This is a genomic window from Humiphilus diazotrophicus, from assembly GCF_059726315.1.
This window is the reverse complement of the sequence record NZ_AP040870.1, coordinates 6,535,422-6,559,237: the sequence shown is the minus strand read 5'-3', so window position 1 is coordinate 6,559,237 and position 23,816 is coordinate 6,535,422. Positions and strand designations below refer to the sequence as shown.

General features: G+C 53.1%; 14 protein-coding genes. 9 read left to right on the top strand and 5 right to left on the bottom strand.

Annotation, left to right across the window (positions count from 1 at the left end):
- Window positions 1–1,174 precede the first annotated feature (1,174 nt).
- A complete protein-coding gene (locus tag AC6I7T_RS26565) occupies window positions 1,175–2,392 on the top strand; it encodes a hypothetical protein (protein ID WP_497790821.1) in 1,218 nt (405 codons plus the stop codon).
- A 312-nt stretch (window positions 2,393–2,704) separates the two neighbouring features.
- Here the strand turns inward: AC6I7T_RS26565 and AC6I7T_RS26560 are convergent, their stop codons facing one another.
- Both AC6I7T_RS26560 and AC6I7T_RS26555 read right to left on the bottom strand, forming a co-directional pair.
- A complete protein-coding gene (locus AC6I7T_RS26560) occupies window positions 2,705–3,685 on the bottom strand; it encodes an amidohydrolase family protein (RefSeq protein WP_497790820.1) in 981 nt (326 codons plus the stop codon).
- A 74-nt stretch (window positions 3,686–3,759) separates the two neighbouring features.
- On the bottom strand, window positions 3,760–4,620 hold the full coding sequence (locus AC6I7T_RS26555) for a helix-turn-helix domain-containing protein (RefSeq protein ID WP_497790819.1): 861 nt from the start codon (window positions 4,618–4,620) through the stop codon (window positions 3,760–3,762).
- A 169-nt stretch (window positions 4,621–4,789) separates the two neighbouring features.
- On the opposite strand from AC6I7T_RS26555, the gene AC6I7T_RS26550 reads away from it, so the two are divergent.
- The 7 genes from AC6I7T_RS26550 (at window position 4,790) to AC6I7T_RS26520 (ending at window position 13,740) form a co-directional block, all read left to right on the top strand.
- Window positions 4,790–5,506 (top strand): TetR/AcrR family transcriptional regulator, encoded by a 717-nt coding sequence (locus tag AC6I7T_RS26550; protein WP_497790818.1) that lies wholly within the window; start codon window positions 4,790–4,792, stop codon window positions 5,504–5,506.
- Between the two features lie 439 nt (window positions 5,507–5,945).
- Window positions 5,946–6,899: an SRPBCC family protein gene (locus AC6I7T_RS26545; RefSeq protein WP_497790817.1), complete on the top strand. Its 954-nt coding sequence runs from the start codon at window positions 5,946–5,948 to the stop codon at window positions 6,897–6,899.
- On the top strand, window positions 6,896–8,200 hold the full coding sequence (locus AC6I7T_RS26540; protein ID WP_497790816.1) for a methyltransferase family protein: 1,305 nt from the start codon (window positions 6,896–6,898) through the stop codon (window positions 8,198–8,200). Before AC6I7T_RS26545 ends, AC6I7T_RS26540 begins: the two co-directional genes overlap by 4 nt.
- Window positions 8,201–8,284: 84 nt before the next feature.
- On the top strand, window positions 8,285–9,778 hold the full coding sequence (locus tag AC6I7T_RS26535) for an ATP-binding protein (protein ID WP_497790815.1): 1,494 nt from the start codon (window positions 8,285–8,287) through the stop codon (window positions 9,776–9,778).
- 189 nt (window positions 9,779–9,967) lie between these two features.
- Complete coding sequence (locus AC6I7T_RS26530) at window positions 9,968–10,309, top strand: PadR family transcriptional regulator (protein WP_497790814.1); 342 nt, start codon at window positions 9,968–9,970, stop codon at window positions 10,307–10,309.
- Window positions 10,310–10,344: 35 nt separating this feature from the next.
- Complete coding sequence (locus AC6I7T_RS26525) at window positions 10,345–12,858, top strand: ABC transporter permease (RefSeq protein ID WP_497790813.1); 2,514 nt, start codon at window positions 10,345–10,347, stop codon at window positions 12,856–12,858.
- Window positions 12,859–13,050: 192 nt separating this feature from the next.
- Window positions 13,051–13,740 (top strand): DUF1349 domain-containing protein, encoded by a 690-nt coding sequence (locus AC6I7T_RS26520; protein ID WP_497790812.1) that lies wholly within the window; start codon window positions 13,051–13,053, stop codon window positions 13,738–13,740.
- Window positions 13,741–14,006: 266 nt separating this feature from the next.
- Here AC6I7T_RS26520 and AC6I7T_RS26515 read toward each other — a convergent pair whose 3' ends face one another.
- Window positions 14,007–16,571 (bottom strand): ABC transporter permease, encoded by a 2,565-nt coding sequence (locus tag AC6I7T_RS26515; protein WP_497790811.1) that lies wholly within the window; start codon window positions 16,569–16,571, stop codon window positions 14,007–14,009.
- A gap of 277 nt (window positions 16,572–16,848) precedes the next feature.
- On the opposite strand from AC6I7T_RS26515, the gene AC6I7T_RS26510 reads away from it, so the two are divergent.
- The gene (locus AC6I7T_RS26510) at window positions 16,849–17,397 is read left to right on the top strand and encodes a hypothetical protein (protein WP_497790810.1); all 549 of its coding nucleotides are present in this window, start codon (window positions 16,849–16,851) and stop codon (window positions 17,395–17,397) included.
- Between the two features lie 296 nt (window positions 17,398–17,693).
- On the opposite strand, the gene AC6I7T_RS26505 is transcribed toward AC6I7T_RS26510, so the two are convergent.
- Both AC6I7T_RS26505 and AC6I7T_RS26500 read right to left on the bottom strand, forming a co-directional pair.
- Window positions 17,694–21,194: a TonB-dependent receptor gene (locus AC6I7T_RS26505; RefSeq protein ID WP_497790809.1), complete on the bottom strand. Its 3,501-nt coding sequence runs from the start codon at window positions 21,192–21,194 to the stop codon at window positions 17,694–17,696.
- Between the two features lie 264 nt (window positions 21,195–21,458).
- Window positions 21,459–23,486, bottom strand: coding sequence for a copper amine oxidase (locus tag AC6I7T_RS26500; protein ID WP_497790808.1), 2,028 nt, complete (start codon window positions 23,484–23,486; stop codon window positions 21,459–21,461).
- Between the last annotated feature and the right edge of the window lie 330 nt (window positions 23,487–23,816).

Below are 23,816 nucleotides of genomic sequence, written 5' to 3'. Positions count from 1 at the left end.
AATTGTCTGCAATTACTAGCATGGAAAGATAGAAGCTCCAGCACTTCGCCCCAGCGGGGCGAATCAACAATAGCCCAGCGCGGAGTCCGCTTTGCGGACGGGAGCGCTGGGTTAGCCCCCTCACGTCTCGCCGCCCCGTATGGTGGCGGCACGAAATCCTCCACAAATCTTAGGTGAGGAGATTAGGATTCGTTCCGCCCCTGCCGGGGCGGATCTATCGAATGGGATTGCGAACCCCGCGTTCCGCTACGCTCCACACGGGGCTATTTTCGTTCGCTCCCTCCGGGAGGTATTGTTCCCTTACTGTTAAGCGCCGATGCAATGCTGCAAAACACATTCGCAACCCCTCATAAGAATCATCAAAATCCGACCTCCCGTTTCATTTATCGCGGGTCTGCTGCTCCGGTGCGGGAATGACACAAAGCCCGCAAATAAGCTGAACCACGGGTATTGCCCTCGTTTTTCTTAATTCTTCATCCTCTAAATGTAGAAATTCCAGAGATCCCGTCCCTAGAGGATGGGATCTGAGATTTGTGTATTTTCCTCCCGGAAGGAGGAATCGAAACTAGCCCAGGATGGAGCGAAGCGTAAGCAAGCGGAATCCTGGGTTAATTTGTACAAGGAAATGCCCGTCCCGAAGGGCCGGTGCGAAGACTGGCCGATCGTTCTTTGTTACTTTGTCGTGCCTTTCTACATAGGGAAGCTGCAAGATTATTGGTTTCAAGATTGGCACAACTAGGGATACGTATCGAAAAGCAATTGCACGATATATAGAGGGCAAAAGATCGGTCGCCCCTACGCGGCTAAACATTTCTTATGCTAGTTCACCCAGGGTTCCGCTACGCTTCACCTTGGGCTATTGTCGACGGCTCCCTCCGGGAGAGAAACCGCCTGAGGAACGCAGGACTCCGGGTTCTAAAGCATTTCCCGAAATACTGTGAACTTTCCAAGTAAGGGGAATAGCGGCTTTCTTTGGCGGAAAGCCGCGCCAACTTCTATTGCTTCGATCTACATCTTTTCGGGAAATGCTCGATCAATAGCTACTCGCTCAACTCGAATCGATTGCTCTTCAACATGCAGAAGCTCTTTGCGATTTCTATTCTTCCTGGGAATATCCGCGAACTTACGTCAGGATATAATCACGCCGATGAAGCTCCTCCAATGGATTCTGCTAATGTCTATTGCCGTACCCTGCGGCGCTCAAGTTCCCTGCTCCAAGGCTTCGGCTCTTTCTTCCTCTGCAGAGCGAGTGCATTCCATTCGCAAGGAACTAGAACGCACACACACCGAAGAGATGGACACCATGGTTCCACCCACCGCCAGAGACCAGCTAGTGCAGCTAAAAGACGCGCTCAGCGACGCTGCGGATGCGGCCCTTGCCTGCGCGGAAGCCACTACTGATGCCTCCGGACTTGAGAAAAAGATTGCCGCAGCACTCAATACCAATCAGCCCGAATCCACCGAGAAGGAAGGCATCGGTCCCTATGGAGGGAATCTGGGGGTAAGCGTAGTCCGTCCTCCCAATCTCCCAGCTCTCCTTGAAATCGAATTCTCTTTCGGCATTGAATGCGGAGATGACCATATGCTCCTCGTCTACGCCTTTGAAAACGGAGCATGGAAGCAGACGATGCGCTGGCAGGCTCCACCGCTGAAGGAAATCTCCGATGCCTTTGGAGATTTCTTCCTACAGACACTTACTCCCGCATCTACGGGAAAGGATGCGAAACAAGCATTAGTAGTAGCGCACGGCACCCCCTGGTGCACCTCCCGTTTCAGCGCTCTCAAGATTGACGTGCTTTTACCCTCCTCGGACCCGAAATCGCCCAAGGTGCTTTGGCACACAGAGCGTAGCTACTCCCGAGGGGACTTCGAGCCGCGGCTAAAATCCTCAGAGAATACCTTTGAAGTCAGAGTGAATGCCCCGTGCATTGATGTGGATGCGTTCGAACGTCGCGTCATCTTTCACTACCGCATAGACAACAACAAGGACGTCACGCGGATAAAGCCTCTCGCAGCTAACGCGCGGGGCTTTATCGAGGAGTGGTTATCCGCCCCATGGTCAGAATCGCAGCTATTTACGGAACCGGATTCCGCTGCAGCACTGCAATCGATTCACGATCAACTCAAGCCTCCCCACAAGGTCGAGGGGGAATTTGTCTCAAACAGCTACGGCCCCGTAAGGGCCTGCGACTCACAGGGCGTCTTTCAGGTTCAGATCAATTCCACTCTGGAGAAGTTTGTTCCCGGCAAACCGGGTGGCGAATCGAGGATCCTTCCGTCGAGATACTTCCATGTCCGCGAAGTCCCCAACGGATACCTGCTGTTTTCCGCTCCATCAGAACCAGACCCAGCCTGTAAAGGGAAGGATCTGATGCCATCGAAGCGGAATTAAGGGCAAAGGGGAACAGCCTGCCGAAGGGGGTGGTACCGCCGGTCTCCGAACCGGCTGTGGTGGCGGTTTCTTTACCGCCACCTTCCTCCGTTGATTCCGTCCTCTCGGTAACGAATGCAGCGGAAGGCAAGCTGGCCCTGACACAATGCCTAACAAGAAACATTGGAATCCAAGCAGCCCTGTCAAAATCGCAACTGCGGGTTATGCACTCTCATCCCCGGGTAGATGCACAGAGGGTGCACGGCCAAAGTAAAGCCGACATCCAGGTTGTCTCGAGGGAAGCATGGCGAGTTGGAACAGACTTCCCTGCTATCACACCTGCTCCAGCCGATAGAAGCGAACGGCGTTGTCATGGAAGATGTCCCTCTTTTCTGAGGATGTCAGGAAGGGGGCCGAATCGACCGCCTCGACAGACCTGCCGATAAGCCCGGGCCAGTACATATGGTCGGAGCCAAACATCACGCGTTTCCCGAAGCCCGCCCGCATCAAAGCGCCGAGATATGCGTTGAATTCGGCTCGTGGGAGCCCCCAGCCAAGAGCACCCAGATCCACACTGACCTGCGGATAGATCGTCATCAGCGCAAGAGTCTCCTCAAGATAGGGCCAGCTTGCGTGCATGAGGTTGATCCGGAGCTTCGGATGCCGATTTAGCACCTCCTCGATCAGTTCAGGATTTCCGAGTCTCGCGCGGAAGCCGCGACAGCATGGGTCGTATGAGGTCCCTGCCGGTCCCATGCCCGTATGAAGAGCTACCGGGATATCGAGCTCTTCGGCAAGAGCGAGATATGGCTCGTACGGAGGGTCTGCCAGACTAAGGCCAGCGTACTGGGCCGTCACTTCACCCAACACACGCAGACGCTTCTCCTGGAAGGCCTTGCGCAATGCTCCGATCTCGGGCAAGGGTGTGTCCTCTGAGCCCCGCACACCCGCCGCTGCAATAAACCGGTTGGGAGCTACATCGTGCCAATGGAGGGCGGCCCCGAGCCGATCTCCGCTTCCACCGCTTACGACACCCTTCACGATATTCAAACGGCTCATCTCTGCCAGGCACGCTTGCAGGTGTGCTTCACCGTCTTTCAACCCAGTAAGCTTGCCGGTTACAGGGTCAGGCAGAGACGGAAGCTGCGCATCCGCCGGATAGCAGTGCATATGTACATCGATAATGGGCAGTCTCGGCTTTGCCGCATTCGTCGCGGTGCCGGAACCTGCCGTCGCTTGTGCACCGGCGATTCCAGAAAAGGCCAGGGCCCCGGCCGCCATCGAAGTCAGTCCTAGAAAATCTCTACGGTTCATGACCGCATATGATCACGGGGCGCTTCCCGATGCGCGCACGTTCGGATGCTTGCAGCACAATCGGACAGCAAAATTTAGAGTTTGACTGCAGTCTCGCTCAGAATCCTCTTCATAACAGTGGGCGGAGCACCCAACATTCGACGCATATGCCGCGCCAAATGGCTCTGGTGCGCAAAGCCAGCAGCAGAGGCAACCTCTGCCACCGACAGGTTCTCCTGTAACAAGAGTGACTTGGCGAATTCGACCCTCCGCTGGATGACGTACTTATATACCGGAACGCCCATGGATTTTCTGAATACGGTCTTGAGGTGCGAGGGACTGACGTGGGCAACGGCCGCAATCTGCTCAAGCGAAAGATCCTGAGAGAGATTTTCTTCGATGAAGGAAAGAACCTGCTTTAGCCGTCTGTCTGTAAGACTTTCCTGGATGCTGGTGTGTTTTGTAAGTGAGCTATGGTGCGTCAGAAGCCGGGAGGCCATCGCCATGCCCAAGCCTTCGAGATAAAGCCGCCCTGAGGGACATCCCAACTCTAGCTCACTTTTCACAGCCAGGCTGAGCATCTCTAACTGGCTGTCTCTGATTTGGAAACGGTTGCGAATCTCAATCCTGGCGGGATCTGCTTCAAACTCGCTTGCAACCGCAGCTATGAGCTTCTGAGGAACATTCAGCACCAGGGCTAAATCGTTGTCGTCAAACATCTCCCACCGGCAAGCAAGATTGGCGGGAATAACTCCGACATGTCCCCGCAACGAAGTCCCGATGAACCGCTTTTCACCTCGGCGGCAGGCCATCTTTGCCGGTGCGCCCAGATGGAGATCGACTACAACATCTTCTATCTCCGGAACATCCAGAACGCCGGTAGCCTTCAATATTTGGAAAGACAACCCTGAGGCTGTCTGGACTTGAGTAAAGATCTTGAGCAACCCATCCTGCATAGATTCCTCTCAAGGGAAGATGATTCGAGCAAGCATAAACAATTGATGCCTGTTTGAATATCTCTACTTACAAAGAAAAGCCTGTCCTCACAGCAGAGGTATCAACGGTACGACCCTCGGCTATAACGAAGGCTACAAAACAAAAAAATAGACCGCGTTCAAAATTCATTTGACAGAACGCACCTTCTCAACCAATATTTTGACCATGGTCAAAAATGACCCTCCAACAGAAAAGGGAGAGCAGACACGACGGCATATCCTCGAGTGTGCTCTAACACTCTTTCGTGAAAACGGATTCGACGCAACCACAATGCAACAGATTGCAGATCGAGCTGAAATTGCGAAGAGTGCAGCCTATTACTACTTCCCGAGCAAGGAAGCCATCATTCAGGAGTATTACGAAGCCATCCAATCGGAGCAGGAACAAATCTGCAACGACGCATTTAGGCAGAAGAGCGACCTACGCTCGCGCCTCCGGCTGGCAATGCATAGCAAATTCGATCAGGTAAGGGGGGACAAGAATTTACTTGGCATCGTTTTCCGCTATACCGGAGAACCGCAGCATCCGCTTTCCTGCCTGGGGAAAGGTACAGCTGAAATACGGCGGCGCAGCGTGGCTGTCTTCTCGCAAGCGATTGCCGGAGAAAAGTTGCCGAAAGACCTGCAGCAGTTACTGCCCGTGGCATTGTGGGCACTACAAATGGGGCTTCTGATTCTCTTTCTTTACGACGACTCGCCGTCGCAGCAACGCACGCGGAAGGTGGCGGACGGCACACTGGATCTCACGCTAAGATTCCTGGCATTGGCGAAGCTGCCCATGCTGAAACCTATCCGCAACCGCATCCTAAGAATTCTGCAGGAGGCCCAACTGTTACCCGGAAGCTGATTCCCCTCAGCCAATCTGACAATTACCCACAAATGGTATGAGGCATGTGGGATTACCAATATGGTTTTAAAGCATTGCAGGAACCGTTGACAGTCATCGAACAATAGCGCTCCCGGAGCGCACGAAAAATAGCCCCATGTGGAGCGTGGCGGAACACGGGGTTGGTATCCCTTATTCAATTTATCCGCCCCGGCGGTGGCGGAATGAATCTTAATCTCCTTATTTAAGATTTGTGAAGGATTCATGCCGCCACCATACGGGGCGGCGGGATCGGGGGATAAGCTACCCCAGCGCTCCCGTCCGCAATGCGGACTCCGCGCTGGGCTATTGTCGATTCGTCCCGCCGGGGCGAAGTGCTGCGTCGGATCCTGGAAGCCCTATCTCGTACTTACATAATTCAACTTGTGGGTAGTTAATAGCCAGCCAAAGGAGGCACACAATGGGCGATCCCGATCATTCCCACGAATTGCCGCAAAGTGAAAGTTCACCTAAATCTCATCGTGAGATAGAGCCCGGGCAGTGGCAGGTCATCGTCATCATCCTTGCTCTCACCTGTGGAGCGATTCTGTATCGACTACTGATGCATCAACATCTAGGACACAGCGCAGCAATGTTCCTGGGTATTCCTGCTGTGTTGGCTATCCTTCTTGCCTTTACGCCCAAAGCACGAACAGTAACAGGCGGCATCGTTAAGGGCATCACGCTTGGACTGCTGATCATCGCTCCCGTGGTTGGAGAAGGCTATCTGTGCATTCTTGTCGCTGCTCCATTGTTCTATCTGGTAGGAATCATCATCGGAGCAACCGTAGACTCCATGCGCCGCCACCGGAAAACTACACTGGGATGCCTCTCCTTGATTCTGCTGCCAATGTGCCTCGAAGGCGTTGCGCCACAGCTCAGCCTGACTCGAACACAATCTGTATCCGCTACTGCGATCATTAGTGCTCCGGCTGCTGCTGTTGAGGCTACACTGGCAAACAGCCCGCACATCGAAACACCGCTGCCCTCGATACTTCGCATCGGCTTCCCCCGCCCGCTGGCTGCCTATGGACAAGGACTTTTCGAAGGAGCAATACGCACGATTCACTTTGCAGGGGCGGAAGGAGACCCTCCGGGAGATCTCGTCATGCAAGTGACAGAGAGCAGCACTGGACACCTTCGCTTTGTTACCGTAAGCGACAGCAGTAAGTTGACACAATGGTTGCGTTGGGAAAGTTCCGAAGTAGAGTGGTCAGCCATCGATAGCACCCACACTCGCCTTACCTGGCAAATCCATTATGAAAGGCAGTTAGATCCGGCATGGTATTTCACGCCGTTGGAGCGCATAGCCGTCTCATCAGCAGCGAAGTACCTTATTGAAGCGAATGCCACACCAACGGGAAGGGTGCAATGACAGAGTCTGAGTGGATTCGCCTCGGCATTCTCTACTTCCCTTTGATACTGGCTCTAATTGCCGGTCTGTTGCGGCGAGGGCGGCCGAGGGTCTTTGCCGCATGCCTGCTCAGTATTCTGTGGACCGCACCTGCCCTGCTAGTTCTTCAGAAGCTGAACATACAGTTCGGATGGTGGAGCTACAACGATTACGACTTTACCTTCTCGGCAATGCCACTTGAGCTTTATTTCGGATGGACAATTCTATGGGGAATCCTACCCCAGCTGACCTTTCAAAGACTGCCTGTCGGGTTATGCGCCGCATGGATGGCCGTGCTCGATCTGGCGGCAATGCCTCTGTGCAATCCTGTTGTCCAACTGAGTCCGCGATGGCTGATTGGTGAAGGTGTTGCCATACTGATCGTGCTGCTACCCGCTCTATGCATTGCTCGATGGACTGTTACGAACAGATATTTGAAAGCCCGTGCCGGTCTTCAGGTGGTCATTGCCGCAGTTCTCTTCCTCTATTTCTTGCCGGAGCTTGTCTTTGCAATCTATCCGGGACATGGCTGGCAGGAGTTACTCTCGATGCCAAGCTGGAAGAGGCAAATTGTTCTTCAACTGCTTGCCGTGCTCTCCCTGCCCGCTCTCGGCGCTGTCATGGAATTTGTGGAGAGAGGATCGGGTACACCAATTCCCTATGATCCGCCTAGATATCTAGTCACAAGCGGAATCTATCGATATTGCGCAAACCCGATGCAGCTTTCCTGCTCTCTGCTATTACTCGGTTGGGGACTCCTCCTCAGAGAGGGATGGCTGTTGCTCGCTCCAGTGACTGCAATTGTTTACAGCATCGGCATTGCTAAGTGGGATGAAGCAGAGAACCTGAATAATCGATTCGGAGCAGCCTGGCGGGAGTATCGTATGGAGGTCAAAAATTGGTTCCCCCGCTGGAAGCCATATCACGCAGACACTCCAGCACAGCTATACATTGCAGCAACATGCAAGCCCTGTAGCCAATTGCGTAGATGGATCGAAGCAAGAGGCACCATAGGCCTGGAGATTCTCGACGCCGAAAGCCTACCTACGGGTTCCATACGCCGCATGCGATACGTCCCGGAAGATCACTCTGCTCACGTCGAGGGAGTACGCGCTTTTGCCCGCACTCTTGAACACTTGAACCTGGGATGGGCAGTTATCGGGATAGCTCTGCGTCTGCCGCTGATTCTGCAACTCGTACAGTCAATTGCGGATGCAAGCGGTTTTGGACCTCGCACTCTCATTCATTCCCCGCAATGCGAAAGGCAACGCTTCCCACAGTAATTTCTGTAATTCCATTCGTGCCTTAATCAACTTGCATCAAAGAAGAAGGATTTAAATGCCACTTTTTCTCCTGGCGAGCAACCCTTGAAACCTTCGATTCAACGTTTTGGCAAGACCTCCCGCTCACCATCGAGCGTATTAGAAACCAATCTCAAAAACCTGCTCGATGCAACATCCGAAGTGGTATACCGGATGAACGCGGATTGGACACAACTACTTCAGTTTCAAGGCCGGGGATCATTTTTGCGGGTGGGAGCCAATTTTGAATCATGGCCGAAACAGTATCTTTTGCCTGAAGATCAGCAGTTTGTTCTAGGACATATTCAGCAGGCCATTCAGGAAAAGAGAATCTTCGAATTGGAACACCGGATCCGGGACCTGGATGGCCAGATCCGCTGGATATACTCTCGCGCCAGTCCCCTGTTCGATGATCAAGGAGAGATAGCAGAATGGTTTGGCATCGTAACAGACATTTCGCAACGGAAACATACGGAGGCAGCTCTCCGCGAAAGTGAGGCAAAATACCGCGCACTTTTCGAGTCCATCGACTCAGGTTATTGCATCATCGAGGTGCTCTTCGACGATCGCGGCAACGCTATCGATTACATCTTCCTTGAAACAAATCCCGCGTTTGTCAGACAGACCGGAATCGAAAATGCCGTTGGCAGGCGAATGCGTTCTATAGCTCCCCAACACGAAGAATTCTGGTTTGAAACATATGGCAACGTAGCAAAGACAGGACAGCCTGCACGCTTTGATCATCCGGCAGCTCAGCTCGGAAGACATTACGAGGTCTTCGCATTTCGCCTGGGCGAACCAGAAAACAATCATATTGCAGTTCTCTTTCAGGATGTGCTGCCAAGACGGAGCTCGGAAGCAACTCTTCGACAAAGCGAAAAGCTGGCAGTTGTGGGACGACTGGCCAGTTCCATCGCTCATGAGATCAATAATCCCCTGGAGGCTGTCGTTAACCTCGTATATCTAGCCAGGGGCACCGCACACGATACAGCGGTAATCGAATATCTCGACAAGGCACAAAAGGAGCTTGCACGAGTCACCCATATTACGGCTGAAACCTTGCGTTTCCATCGTCAGGTTTCCGAGCCCGTGGAAACAGATGTTAAGGAACTGATGGAATCGGTTCTGATATTACACGAGGGCCGCTTGCGCACGCTCAATATCAAAACGGAAAGATCTTATCGAGACCATCCTCCTATTCGATGTCTCCCAAGTGAAATCCGTCAGGTCTTTGCTAACCTGATCACGAACGCCATCGACGCTATGAGCAAACTCGACGATGAGCGCCGTCTTACGATTCACATTCATGCCGCTGCCGATGCAATACATCGGAAACCTGGAGTTCGAATAAGCATCCAAGACTCCGGAGAAGGCATCTCTCGCTTAGCTCGACAGCATTTGTTTGAGCCCTTCTTTACGACTAAGGAAGACACAGGAACAGGTCTTGGCCTTTGGGTAAGCATGGGAATTGTAAAAAAGCACGACGGCTCTCTACGTTTCCGGACCAGCCAGTCAGCTCACCGCCGCGGCACAACCTTCTCTCTTTTCATTCCACAATAGAACTTTTCCCACGATGTTGTAGACCAGAGCGCAAAAGGTTTTGGCGACTTTCCTCCAAAGGAACCCTCACCTCAGAACCTTCGGTCAGTCTCGGCAATTAGGTTGGGAAGGGCACGGCTGAGGCCAGGTTCCACCTCCGAATAGTCGTTGAAAACGTGTTGACATAATTCCCATAGGCATAATACCGTTATGCCTATGGCGAATACGGATACGGCTGTAAGCCCGGCCGGTGCACTGCCCATGCTTATCCTGAGAGTTCTTCAGTCCGATGCATTGCATGGGTATGCCATCGCGCAACGGATTTACCTGCTTTCAAGTGAGGTGCTGGCTGTCGAAGAAGGGCAACTCTACCCGACTCTGCAAAAGATGCTGCTGAAGGGCTGGGTCGAAGCGGAGTGGGGCATCTCGGAGACGAATCGTAAGGTACGCTTCTATCGCCTGACGCCAAAGGGCCGGGCACAGTTGAAGAGTGAAGTGTCCAGTTATGACCGTCTCACGCAGGCAATTCAGGAAGTTCTTCGCACCGCATAGGGCCACGTTGTTATTCGTTTCGAGGAGGATCGCATATGGGAGAGTTTCTTCGTCGCATCCACTACTTGCTCCACAAGCGCCGTCTCGATGCGGAACTCCAGAACGATATGGAGTTCCATCGCGAAATGGCAGCTCATGCGGGCCGGAACAACTTCGGAAACATGCTGCGACTCCGTGAGCAATCGTACGAAGCTTGGGGATGGACGTGGCTTGACCGTCTGCTTCAGGATTTGCGCTATGGTGCGCGCATTTTGCTGCGGTCCCCCGGCTTCACGCTGGTTGCAGTGCTGGTACTCTCCATCGGTATCGGCGTCAATGCCTCTGCCTTCAGCCTGTTCAATATGGTCGCTCTGAAGCCGTTGCCTGTACCCGATGCCGATCGGCTCGTACGCCTGGAACGGCGCTCTCCGACAAGATACACAAGCGAGATGGCGTACCCCTCCTTCGCCTTCTATCGCGACAATGCGAAGAGCCTTACTGCAGCAATGGCTGTGCTTGGAATTCCTCCCATGCAGGTGGACAACGATGTGCAACCGACCAGCGCCTCTTTTGTCACACCCAATTACTTCACCGAATTAGGATCGCATGCAGCCTATGGTCGACTACTTGAGCCGCAGCAGGATTCGAGTCCCAATGCGCCTCCGGTTGTCGTGTTGAGTTATGGCTTGTGGCAACGACGTTTTGGCAGCGATCCCACCGTCATTGGGCGCGTCGTTAAACTAAACAAGAAGCCTGCAGTCATCGTTGGGGTAACAACTTTTGACTTTGCCACTTTGGGAGGCCAGAATCCGAATCTCTGGATGCCAATTGCTCAGCAACCATACTTCATAGAGAACAGTACGGTTCTCAAGGACTGGACCAATTCCAGCCTTCGCATGTGGGGCAAGCTGGCACCAGGTGTAAGTGCAAAGGCAGCAGAACAGGAACTCCGCGCCTTAACCGATTCTTTACGCCGTCAACACCCCGAAGCGGTATGGGAGGATGAATACATTCAAAGCTCCCCTGGCGGACACTTGCAGGTAATGCAACCGGAGATGTATCGCGTAGCCGCCATGATTGCGGTGCTCACGCTCCTGATTCTTGTCGTTTCCTGCGCGAATCTGGGAGGACTGATGTTGACCCGTGCCGTAGCACGTCAACAGGAGATCGGAATCCGCATTGCTATCGGTGCGGGTCGCTGGCGAATCTTCCGGCAGCTCTGCACGGAAAGCCTGCTTTTGTCGGCGCTTGGTTCTGCAGCAGGATTGGTACTTGCATACGTAGTACTCCATGTAACCTTGGTGAAGGCAGATGCTCCCAAATGGTTGAGCGCAATGCCGGATTGGCGAGTACTCGCTTTCACCACTGTTATATCGATAGTGGCAACGATCTGCTTCGGCCTCACACCTGCACTGCAAATCACTCGCCAGCGGCAACAGAAGACGATTGCAAGGCAAACACTCGTCGGCGCGCAAATTACAGCCAGCACAATCCTGCTCGTAGTCGCAGCCCTGCTGCTACGCGCCACGGAGCACGCGCTCTATACCGATCCCGGCTTTGGATACGAACAGCTGGTCTCGGTCGATCCGAACCTTGGCAGGCACGGCTATACACAAGCTGCAGCACGGCAATATCTCGATCAGATACAGAATAGATTGCGGGCACTGCCGGGCGTGACAGCGGTATCGCTCGTAAAACTTCCACCGCTTGGACATGTTGTATCGCGCGAAAACCGGGAGATCGGCGGACGGAACGTAACAATATACCCCAACTGGGTAGCCCCCGATTTCTTCCACGCAATGGGAATTCCCCTGCTGGCAGGCCGCACCTTCACTCCGGGAGAAAAACATTCGGTGATCGTGAGTGCCTCTTTTGCCCGCCAGCAGTGGCCGCAACAGAATCCACTTGGCCAGACCGTGGGAGACGCAGCCAATAAGAACACCGTCATCGGCATTGTCGGCGATGCCCACATCAATGCACTAAGCGACGACGACGCCACGGAACAATACTGGCCAGTGCAAACAGAAGATATGTCGGACATGGTAGTCATCGTCCGTTCAAACGGAGAGCCAGGCTCACTTGCGCCAGCCATCAGGGCAATCAGCGAGAATCTGGACGCTTCTCTCTTTCCCGAGATCCGGCAGCTCAAGATGCTTTACCGGGAAAATGTAGCTCGTATTGAAATAGCTGCGGCCATCGTGAGCCTGGTCGGAGCCGTAGCTGTCGCGCTTGCCGCTATCGGTATTGTTGGCTTAGTAGCATTCGTTGTTACGCAGCGCACCAAAGAGATTGCGATTCGTCTTGCACTCGGGGCGAAACAGCTTTCGGTATTGAAAACGATCCTGCAACAGTTCTGCTGGCCCGTGGTTCTGGGCTTGGGGGTGGGAACAGGCATCTCTGCACTCGGCTCAAAAGTCCTGAGAGTTGCCCTCTACGGAATAAGCAATCTGGATCTGCTCAGTTATTTAGCTGCCGTCGTGGCACTGACGCTAATTATCTCGTTATCCATGCTACTGCCTGCCGCCCGTATCTTGCGCCTGGACCTGGCCGGTATCTTGCATTATGAATAGGCGGATACCCGTGGAGCTGGGATCTGACAGGTGAGGACGGACATCTTCCTAGCCTTTACTTAAGTGTTTTAGCAAAGCGAAAAAATAAATCTCTGGCCTTTCCACTTTTGCCCTGCCTTTGTTACCTTTACGGATGAAGTTCGGAGGAGTCAATTCTGGCTTCATCCGGAAAGGTAAGAACTAGAATCTGTCATGAAGAAACAACTCTTCGCACTATCGCTGCTGATGATGTCCATCGCCGCCCGCCAAGCATTTCCTGAAGACACGAAGACGGAAGAGTGCAATATCAAGCTGCCTGGAATCACCTTTACTCGCTCGCTGAATGGAGCCGCCACGCATACCAAGGTTGCAGATGGCAAGTTGACTCTCACGAGTGAAGCCAAGCGGGACAATTTCCGCGATCCGGATGGAAAGCTGTCAAACAACAGTGCCCCTCTTCTGTTGACCGAAGTTGATAACAAGAAGCCCTTCACCCTTACGGCCAAGATCACACCGACGTTTCTGAAAACCTATGACGCCGGAACGCTCTATATCTACGTAAAGGAAGATCTCTGGTTAAAGATGGCGATGGAGATGGATGAGCGCCACAAGACCAGGATGGTCAGTGTACGTACCATCGGAACATCTGACGACAACAATCACGACGTGATCACCGCGAAGGGTGTCTATATGAAGATCTCTTCGGACACGAAGACCGTCGGCTTCTATTATTCGCTCGACAAGAAGACGTGGCAGTTGATTCGACTCTTCAAGAATGACTACCCTGAATCGATCTGGCTAGGTATCAGCACACAGTCTCCTATCGGGGACGGCACATCAGCCACCTTCGAAGATCTTTCTATAGTTCCGCAAAGCATTACAGATTTCCGGCTGGGAAACTAATGTTGCAGTATCGGTATCCAGAGGAATTACCTCTATAACGAGCGTGGGTGCCTATCTTCACGAGCAAAGCAAGTTAAGGTGGTGCCACCCAGAAGCTTTTATATCGGTAACCGGACAGAGCTAAACCTAAAACCTCGCCCGGTTACCGAGAACGACATCTCCGTTACTCCCACTTTAACTGCTGCTGCACTTCGTTTCGCAGCGTGAAAATGGGGCACCCGGACCTCTTCTCTGCCCTAAGAGGAAATACCTCTATCCAACCGACATCACTCGTTTCGTAGTGCCAGCATCGGCTCAACAGATGCTGCACGCCGAGCCGGAATAACTGACGCCAGCAGCGCAGCCAAGGCCAGCAATAAGGCAGCCACGGAAAGAATCATCGGACTCCATGGCCGCACACCGAACAGTTGATCGGAGATCAGCTTACCGGCTCCAAGTGTAGCCGGGATTCCAAGTAGAAGTCCGATGCCGACCTGCGAAAACGCTCCATGCAGCACCATCTGCACCACCTGCATGCGATCCGCACCCAAAGCCATCCTTACACCTATCTCACTCGTTCTCTGTTCGACCGTGTAAGCCGTAACGCCATAGAGCCCGACCGCAGCCAGAATCAGTCCCAACAATCCGAAGAGCGTGGTTAAGGTAGCGATCATGTTCTCTTGCTGGAAAGCATCGCTCAAGATTCGGCGGTAAGGAGCCACCTCGTACAGCACCAGATTCGGATCGACGCTGATCAACGCCTTCCGGACCTGTTCTTCCATTGCAGGAGGATTTCCCGGAGCCCAGATCACGATGTTATCCAGATAGTGCGACCACGTTTCACCAGTCACAAATGCAGAGTCGTCGTATTGCACCGTCTGTGATTGCGGCACCCAGAACATAGGCCTGATGGGATCTTTGTAACCCCACCGGACATACCGCATATCATTCACAACGCCTACAATTTCAAAGGTCGAGGCATACTTTATCTTGCCCATCCCGAAGTGCTGCCCAACTGGATTCTGGTCTTTGAAGAATCTCTTCGCAAAAGCCTCATTGACAACGGCGACTCTCCGTGTCGTGGCTGTATCCTGCTCGGTTATCGTACGGCCGAGCAAAGTTTTGACGCCCAGGCTTTCAAAGAATCCAGGTGTAACCCGAGCCCAGCCTGCAGAAGTATCTTCTTTTGCCCCCGGTTCAGGTCTGCCTTCAACGCGGATGCTATCATTCCAGCTATCGCCGGACATTGGCGCATAGAGCCCTGAAGCCACCATCTTCACGCCCGGAATCTGTCGCAACCGGTCCTCAATTTGACGAAACAAAGTCTCCAGATATTGAGGCTTGTAATTGCCGAGCTTTGGATCGATATAAGCTAGATAACGTCCCTCGGTCTCGAAGCCAAAATTCTGATGCTCCAGATTCCGCAAACTCTGCCCCAGCAACACAGCCACACTTAACAACATGAGCGACATCGCAGCTTGCGCAATCACCAGCGACTTCTGCGCCCAGGAGCGATGGCCCCCTACCGCGCGATTCGCTCCACGCAAAGCTTCAATCGGGTCTGCATGCGAAGTAACCCATGCCGGAGCAATGCCAAACAGAGCACCGGTCAAGACCGAAACCGCAAAGGTAAAGAGCAGCACAGGCCAGGACGGAGAGGCATCGATAGGAACGTAATTCGGCATTCCGCTACCCTGGAAGGCCAAATGAAGAATCAAGTTCGTGGCTACATATGCCACTCCGATTCCCAGCACACCTCCGAAGATAGAAATCGTGACCGACTCCACAAGAGCTTTACGCACCAAGCGACGACGGGAAGCACCTAAGGCAACACACACCGAGGTCTGCATCCGATTCTTCAGACCTCGCGCCAACATCAGATTCGCAAGATTAGCGCAAGCTACGAGCAGCACACATCCGGCCGCCACCAACAGTAACTTGAGTCCATCCTTGTACTGATTTCTCATGTCGGCAACGCCAGCACCGCCAGGGGTCAGATGAAGTGTCTCCTGCTGCCAAAGCTCTTTCTCACCCGGCTGCATATCCTGAACGTGGCTGGCCAGCCAATCATGCAGCTCTACGCGCAACTTCGCTTCAAGTGTCTTTGGATTGGTACCGGGGCGAACTCTACCAATCAGATCGAGGAAGTTCCCATCCGGCCGCCTCAACCGACCAGTCTCTCCATCGATAAGTAGCTCTTTTGTTAAGGGAATCCAGAAATCGGGCATTCCCCATCCAGATAATTTAGCTCCGTAGAAGCCGGGGGCCGCTACACCGATCACGGTAAAGGCATTCCCATTGATCTGATAACTGGCTCCAACGACAGAAGGATCGGAACCATATTTCTCCTGCCAGATGCGATAACTCATTACCGCGACCGGAAGAGCACCCTCCTGATCGTCCGCGTCGGTGAATAGGCGTCCAATCCATGGATTTATGCCAAAGGTACGAAAGAAGTTTCCCGAAACATACTGTCCGTTCCGAGTCTCCGCCGGAGCCAGGGAACCAGCACGTCTGACTCCTAGCGGAGCATTCCCGGCCTGGAGTGCTGTCAGCTCAGAAAATTCAGGCGTATTCGAGCGGAAGTGTTTATACATCTCCCAGGAGAAGAGTGAGAAATCACCGTCATCTCCCTGTACGTAACCACCCCAGTTACAACAAAGGATCTTGTCCCCGATACGCCATAACTCTTCCGGCTTTGTTACGGGAAGAGATTTCAGCATCACTTGATGGACTAAAGAGAAAATTGCCGTGGTAGCGCCGATTCCAAGAGATAACGTAATAACCGCTGTAGCTACAAACCCTGGTGCCTTTCGCAGTTGCCGCAATGCCTCACGCAAATCTGCCAGCATCCTCGACCTCTCAATTTTGTGCCTGGGATTTTCGACCTACAAAGAAAGGATACGCAGCATCTCGTCTGCCAGTTCCACGGCACATATGGAGATTCAAGAAAAAGGACTTAGACGAAGAGCCATCTCCTGCTTCCTGTCCACAAACAAAATCACCTGTCCGGAAATGGACAGGTGAAGGTCAAGCATTCTATCGAGGACAAGAGACACTAGAGTATCCCTGCTTCACAAGCATGGAAGCTTCCACTTAACTACCCGATTTATACTCGTGGCAATGCACGTGAATACCGCAATTCATGCTCTGTGGACGATGGCGCTGCTCGTGGGCCTTGCCAGCCAGTGCAGGGCACAACAGCGTAACGCAATACATTTCGATCAATTCTCGGTCGAGGTCTATCGCGGACACATAAAGATCCCACGGGAGTTCCATAAGAACTCAGACGGACTTTGGCAGGACGAATCTGGCAAGCCAGCAGCTCAACCCCAAGTGAACTTTGCCGGAGAATACTATCTCGCTGCTCACTCCTGTGGAACGTGCTGCCGCTACTACACCTTGAATAACCTTCGAACCGGTGGTGAAGTCAGGGATGTCAGCATGTTCGATGCGGCGGAGCCGAGCCCTTTGACAAAGGATGGACGAACCTACGTCCCCATACTCTTTTTCAAGCCTGAGAGCAGGCTGTTGATTGTCCAATACGAACTGGACCTATGTACCTCCTCCACCAAAAGCGAATGCCGACAGCGGTATTTCACCTTCGAAAACGGACATTTTAGAGCGATTTCGCACACTCTCCGATCTTGCACCCGCAAGGACGAAGAGCCTGAATAGGCTCCGTCCGGGGGCTTTACAATTTCCCAATTGACTTGAGAGCAATGGAACTGTTGAACTTGTCCAGTTCAGTGTTATGTGAGAAGACGTGGCCCTTATGCCAACCGGTGCCTCCGCTATTGTTCACTCACCTCGACGAATATGTTCTGACACACCCAACTCACACACGAGGTGTAAACCATGTCTCCGATCTTTTTCGTAAAGCATCTCCGCGATTGTTCACAACTCCGCTACCTCCCCCGCAAACACGGGGTACACCTGTTTCCTCTCTACCGCAGGCTATGAACGCATGGGAACTAGAAACGAAGCCTTGCGGTCAGTTCCATGCTGCGCGGGCCTGCTCCTTCCGCCGTTTGCAGTGCAGTAATGGAACCAAACTCCGCAGCATCCACCTGCATATTCGGTGGTTCGTAATTGCGATGATTGAAGATGTTAGCGCCTTCGATTCCGACCTCGAAATGAGCACCTTCCTTCAGGACGAAATCCTTCAACAACGACAAGGAGAAATTATTGGTTCCTGGACCAACGACACTTCCAACACCTGCAGTTCCGAAGTATCCGCGATTCTCTCCGGGAATCGCGAAGGCTCCGGGATTAAGCCATTGTGCGGCGCTTCTGCTGCGAGGATACACTCGCTGCCCGATGACTCTATCTGCCCGCGTGATACCTACTGTCGTAAGAATATTCGTTCCGGCAGGATCGTTCGTCGCCTCATAAGGTGTCAAGAATGCTCCACTCTGTAGAATCGTAACGCCACCGAGTTGCCAGCCCCCGACGACGGTGTCCAGAAGCCCTGCTGTATTCAACCAGCGTCGTCCGCGTCCAAGGGGCAACTCGTAGAGATAAGTTACGAGGAAACGATGGCGCCGGTCATAGATGACGTTGCCATAATCCAGGCCCGGATGAAAACGATCCGTCAGATAACTGCCGCCGGAAACGGCAAATTGCGTTGGAGTTGCTCCTCCAGCATTGGACAGATCGCGCGTAAAGACGTAGCTCGCATCGAAGGTAATCCCCTTCCCGCTACGACGCGATATCTCAAGCGTTGCGCTGGAATAGTTGCTCTCCGCCGCATTGGCTACGCTTTGAATCACAGTCCAGCATGGATATGGGCGGTGATCGGCAACCAGACTTCCGTCGTCTGTAATGCAGGCATTTGCACTCGGATCTCTAACTCCCTCGGGCGAGGTGTTGTAGTAGCCCGCAGTATTGGCATGAACCTGATTCAGATCCACCATGGTTTCAAGGTCCTTTCCATGACTGGCCGTGTACGAGAGACGTAGACCGATGTTGCGTCCAAGATCCTGCTCCAGTGTCAGATTCCACTGCTGTACCGAAGGATCTTTGTAGTGAACCGGAAAGGCATAATAGAATCCCGCCGTACCGGTCCTGCTCCCCTGCGATTGTTGCGGGAAAGGATTCGCAAAAGAAAGCTGCGGAGTCACACCATCATCCTGATAAGCCTGATTGAAGACACCTACATAACTGGCATGCACGGCCCACCCGGAAACGAGAGAGAAACCTAGCGGTGTTTCCAGAAAACGTCCCCAGCCTCCACGCAGGACGGTCCTGTCATTCCCTCGTACACGCCAGGCAAAGCCGAGCCGTGGTCCCCAGTCCGTGCGGTCCGTATAGCGCATTGCCGACGGAATATGCGCCTGCGACGCTGTTAGCACAGGAGTGGGAGAAATAGCATCGGCAAAATCTGCCGACTCGAAGGAAAGTGCCTTCGCGTTAGGAACAATGACAGCACCCGTTACCTGCTGTCCATTTACCGTAGAGGTGTAGTTCGGTAGAAAATCGGCAGTGTTGTAGTTCACCTCCTTCAGCGGAGGATGTAGTTCATAGCGCAAGCCCACATTCAGAGTAAGCCGGGGCGTGACCTTCCAATCGTCCTGACCGAAGAATGCATAGGAATGGCCAAGCCCCTGCATGCCGGGCTTATTCACCGTTCCAACTTCGGTGTAATCGGGATATCCGAGCAAGAAGGCAGTAAAGGGATCGCCGATTGCCGTACCGACAGCGGAACCACCATCGAAGACATACCACCCCTGGCGATAATTCCCGAAGACATTATCGTCGTGGTCTGTAAGCCGCTTGAAATCGACACCGAACTTGAAGGTGTGGTTGTGCCTTGTCCAGGTGACATTATCAAGCAACTGCACAATCTGCCCACGCTGATAAGTGGGATTTCCGCCTCCGCTAGCCATCAGACCATTGATAAGCACCTGCGGAGCCTCGGGCCACTGCAGATCCGGTTGAGGAATCGCCGAAATCCCCACGTTCGACTGTAGGTCGGCAGTGCTGTATTCCTGCGTGGTCGAAGTGTGCTGCGCATTATAACCGCCACGGAACTCATTGATGATGGTCGGAGTAATGAGATAGTTATAAGCAAGGGTCAGCCCTTCATCGATCTCAGGCATGTTCCATCCGCCCTGCATGGGGCTGCCTGCCGTCTGGCAGAAACTGAAAGTACACGATGTATCCGGGGCGCTCACCACCTGACGATTCTTATAGGAGAATCGCGCAAAGAGAGATTGCTTCGAAGTCAGAGTGTGGTCCATCCTGATATCACCCTGATTCGTCGAGATGGGTGCACGGAAGTTCGTCGCATAGTTATTCGCATAGGAACTCGAAACCCCGGTGTTCGGCGCCGGATAGAGATACTTCATCACATTGGCGGCAATTGGGCTGACCGGCACAGCGCCCGGATCGATCGGTGTGACCCCATCCGGCTGGTAGACGGAGGAAACACCTTGCGATGCAAGGTAGTCGGTCAGATTGCCATTCCGCATACTGTCCGAAGGAACCGAGATAACAAGAGGCGTCTCCCTAGGTAAGCGAAGCCCCTCATAGCTGGCAAAGAAGAACGTACGATCATGACCGCTGTAGATATGTGGAACCGTTAGCGGACCGGAAAAAGTTCCTCCAAAATTATTCATGATGAGCTTCGGCTTCGAAAGCGCAAAGGGATTCCCTGCATTCAAAGCGGCATTCTCATGATTCATAAAGAGTCCACCATGGAACTTGTTCGTCCCCGCCTTTGAAACGGTAGTAATGTCCGCAACTCCGGAAAATTCGGCGTTGTTGTTCGATTCGGAGACGCGAATCTCCTCGATGGAATTGAAGGAAGGAAACATCTCATTCACGGGACCGGAGTTCTCAACGCTAACACTTGAGATACCATCGAGCGTGACACTCAGAAGTGCGGGCGTAGTCCCCATCACGGTGAGGCCGCCGTTATCGTCGGTCTGAACACCAGCTTCGGTTGTCAACGTAGAGATCGGACTGGTAGAGCCCGTAGAACGGGAGTAGATAGCTACGGGAAGACTGACGAGCTCGTCGCCCATCTTCGTGACTGCCAGATTGGAAACCTCAGTAGTAATTACATTGGTAGCCAAACCTGTTACTTCCACAACCTGGGTCTCTGTTCCCGTCTTTAGCGTGGCGTCGATGCGTCGCGTCTCACGAGCAGCAATCTGAACAGCGGAAACCGAGTTCTTTTCAAATCCGCTGGCAGCAATGACGAGCGAATAGGTGCCTACCTCTACGTTGATGAAACTATAATTGCCGCTTTCATCCGAGACAGCAGTACGTTTCACGCCTGTGCCAACATTGGCAATTGTAACCAGTGCCCCGGGCACAACCGCTCCCGTGGGATCGTGAACGGTTCCGAGAATTGAGCCAAAAGTGGATTGCGCCGACAAGACACCGGAAGCGGTAAGCGACAAAACAATAATAGCGAAAACACGCATCACGACAGAGCGGCAAATCGTTGCATAGGGGAAGCTACACATAAGACCACCTCGTCTGAAGGTTGTTAGAGCATTTTTCGCATATGTATAGACTCGCTGACGACAGCGAAGAGCGGCTTTCTTTAGCGGAAAGCCGCATAAGCTGTTGTGACTTGGTCTACTCCTTTGCGAAAAATGCTCTAGAGCTGCAACTATCCTTGCCCTTTTACGGGTACACGAATCCTGCGGCCCGCCACGCAGAGCTTGCGTTGGCGGACTGTTTGAGAAGTTGAAAATACAGAGCCCTGAAGCGTTCTCGTGCTGGTATTACGGAACGAGCGGAAGATCCATCGTCGGATTCTTGGGCAGGAACTGGAAGGGAGCCAGAGTGAAGGTATGCCACATCACCGGCATCTGCGGCCAGTCCTCAGGCCTTGGCACGTGATGAAAACCTACTGTGTACCAGGCAACGATGTCCGTGTTCATGATATTGCGATTTTTCTTAGTCCAGGCAGGAAGGCTATCGTCTCCTTTACTGCCCATTACATACACCCCGGAGGCGTAACGCTCATCCGGATCGTAAGGCGTGACCCATAAGTTGTGCTCTGAAAAACCAGCCCGCTTCTGCGGCCACTCCGTAGGCGGAAGCAAGCTGATCCCCGTTGCACCGGGCATGATCTCGAAACTGGTGAATTGACCTAGCGAGTTCTTCACATTCTCGTTCGCAATGCGCCACATCGCCGGATGATCGATGGAGACATTGAGCTTGGCATCGCTCTCTGTCTTGGCCATCTCCGGCTGCATGGCCCAGATCCAGTGACGTCCCGGCGAAGAATCCGGCAGCTTGTAAGGAACAAGCCTGTCAACCATTAACGAATTCTTCTGACCATCAACATCGAGATCGAGACGATAGCTGAAGTAGTGATCGTGATCGACGCCATCCAAGCCTGGAGCAATCAGCTGTCCGAACTGAACTTCCTTCCCTTCCGGAGTCTTGGCTGCAAGCCCGGAAGAGAGCGGTCCGTCAGCCCGCTTATCTGTTACGGCTTTCACTTCGAGAATGCCGGTTGCACCTACTCCAACCTCGATCGATCCACTCTGTTCAAAACGCCAATCGAAGAGATAGTCGTAGTTCCCCACGGTTGCAATAGTCCGAAAAACTAATTCGCGAGAAGGCCGTCCTGCAACCGCATAAGTTTCTTCATCCCAGTGTCTCCAGGCCGGATCGCCGCTCACGCGTTCGAAGAGGCAGGCAAGTTGAGGACGAATGTACGGAGTTCCATTCTCATGAAAGAAGGTACCGCTAAAAAAAGTGGCGTAAGCTGGACAATCGACTCCGGCTTGGAGAGGCTTGATAATTCCTCCCGAACCGGTGTTGGTGAAGTACTCTCCGGCGTCGATAAACACATGCGAATTCCACGTTTCTTCAGGGTCCTGATAAGGAACATACATTTCGGAGAGAGCACCTTCGTACATCACCGGGCGTCGCGTATCGCCATCCTTCAGCGTCACAAGATTGAGAATCGGACCTACACGCGGATCGAGTCGGAAACGAAACTGCCAATTTTGCCAGGTAACTTCGCCATCCTTGATCGTGAAACTAGGGCCATCGGGCTGTGCTATCAGGAAAGGCTTTGTGCCAGGCAGAGCAGGCCCGCCATCGGAATCATAGATACTGGTCGTTGGTGGTATCGGAACAATGCCGTAATCGGAGAAGCGGACGACTTTCTTCTCATTCATATCCACTACGAAAAAGATTCCGGGAATCTCACGATCCCAGGTGTACTTGGCATTTGCCGAATAAGTACAGCCGCCCCATCCGATGCGCCGGCCTTCGGTCTGCTCCCTTAAGCCGACATACCCGGCCGGAATCACATAACAGGTGACGAGCCGCAGATCGGATATGCCGCGTTTCTTCAGGGCTTCGGCGATTCGGGAGTCCTTCTTCAGTTCATCGTCAAAGCCGTGCATCTCGGCTTCACTGACAGGCGCTTGCGCGTCTTTGAACTCAGTGTAGGAATCAAGCTTGCTGGCAGAGATGTCGACGACCGCGCCGTAGGTCTTGCCCCCGGTAAGCAAGATGACATCGGCCTTGCGCACGATAGGATCTCCCGGCTTCCACGCCAGGACATCGGCCTTTACCGGCTCATGAAGCACGATGCTGGAGAAAACTGTCTTTTCGGCAATCTTTCCGGCAGCAAGAAGGGTGTTATAAATCTTCCAGTATTCATCGGGAGTAAGAGAATCAAGGGGATGGTGGACAGCAGGAGGAAGTGCACGCGCTGGAACAGCAAGCAGAGTACAGACGAGCACAATCGAAACGATACCTGCAAAGACACGACCGCGGAAAGACAAATAGACCTCCGTGGGCTCAGCCCGACAGTGTACACATCATTGCTCGAGGAAAGATCCTCGAAAGAAGAAAGAAAAGATTAAGGGAACAGCCTGATGCTTGAACTGAATTGGACTCTGATGATGAAGGCCCGAAGGCACAACTCAGCTGAGGCAAAGATGACAGACAACGCCCTCAGCCGCGCTGGGAATGAAAAACCCAGCAGGGATTAACTACTTTTGTCATAGGTCCGGCGATATGTCAAGGATTTATGAATGCCGAGCCTCGCATCACCCGCCCGAGAACGCAAGCCCTGCATTACAGACCGACGAGAACGACCAGTCTGCGTGCAG

What these genes read in the sequence shown, in the direction of transcription:
- AC6I7T_RS26565 (WP_497790821.1), top strand. Translation starts at nt 1,175, where the DNA reads ATGTCTATTGCCGTACCCTGCGGCGCTCAAGTTCCCTGCTCCAAGGCT.
- AC6I7T_RS26540 (WP_497790816.1), top strand. Translation starts at nt 6,896, where the DNA reads ATGACAGAGTCTGAGTGGATTCGCCTCGGCATTCTCTACTTCCCTTTG.
- AC6I7T_RS26505 (WP_497790809.1), bottom strand. Translation starts at nt 21,194, where the DNA reads ATGTGTAGCTTCCCCTATGCAACGATTTGCCGCTCTGTCGTGATGCGT.
- AC6I7T_RS26555 (WP_497790819.1), bottom strand. Translation starts at nt 4,620, where the DNA reads ATGCAGGATGGGTTGCTCAAGATCTTTACTCAAGTCCAGACAGCCTCA.
- AC6I7T_RS26525 (WP_497790813.1), top strand. Translation starts at nt 10,345, where the DNA reads ATGGGAGAGTTTCTTCGTCGCATCCACTACTTGCTCCACAAGCGCCGT.
- AC6I7T_RS26560 (WP_497790820.1), bottom strand. Translation starts at nt 3,685, where the DNA reads ATGAACCGTAGAGATTTTCTAGGACTGACTTCGATGGCGGCCGGGGCC.
- AC6I7T_RS26530 (WP_497790814.1), top strand. Translation starts at nt 9,968, where the DNA reads ATGCCTATGGCGAATACGGATACGGCTGTAAGCCCGGCCGGTGCACTG.
- AC6I7T_RS26545 (WP_497790817.1), top strand. Translation starts at nt 5,946, where the DNA reads ATGGGCGATCCCGATCATTCCCACGAATTGCCGCAAAGTGAAAGTTCA.
- AC6I7T_RS26515 (WP_497790811.1), bottom strand. Translation starts at nt 16,571, where the DNA reads ATGCTGGCAGATTTGCGTGAGGCATTGCGGCAACTGCGAAAGGCACCA.
- AC6I7T_RS26520 (WP_497790812.1), top strand. Translation starts at nt 13,051, where the DNA reads ATGAAGAAACAACTCTTCGCACTATCGCTGCTGATGATGTCCATCGCC.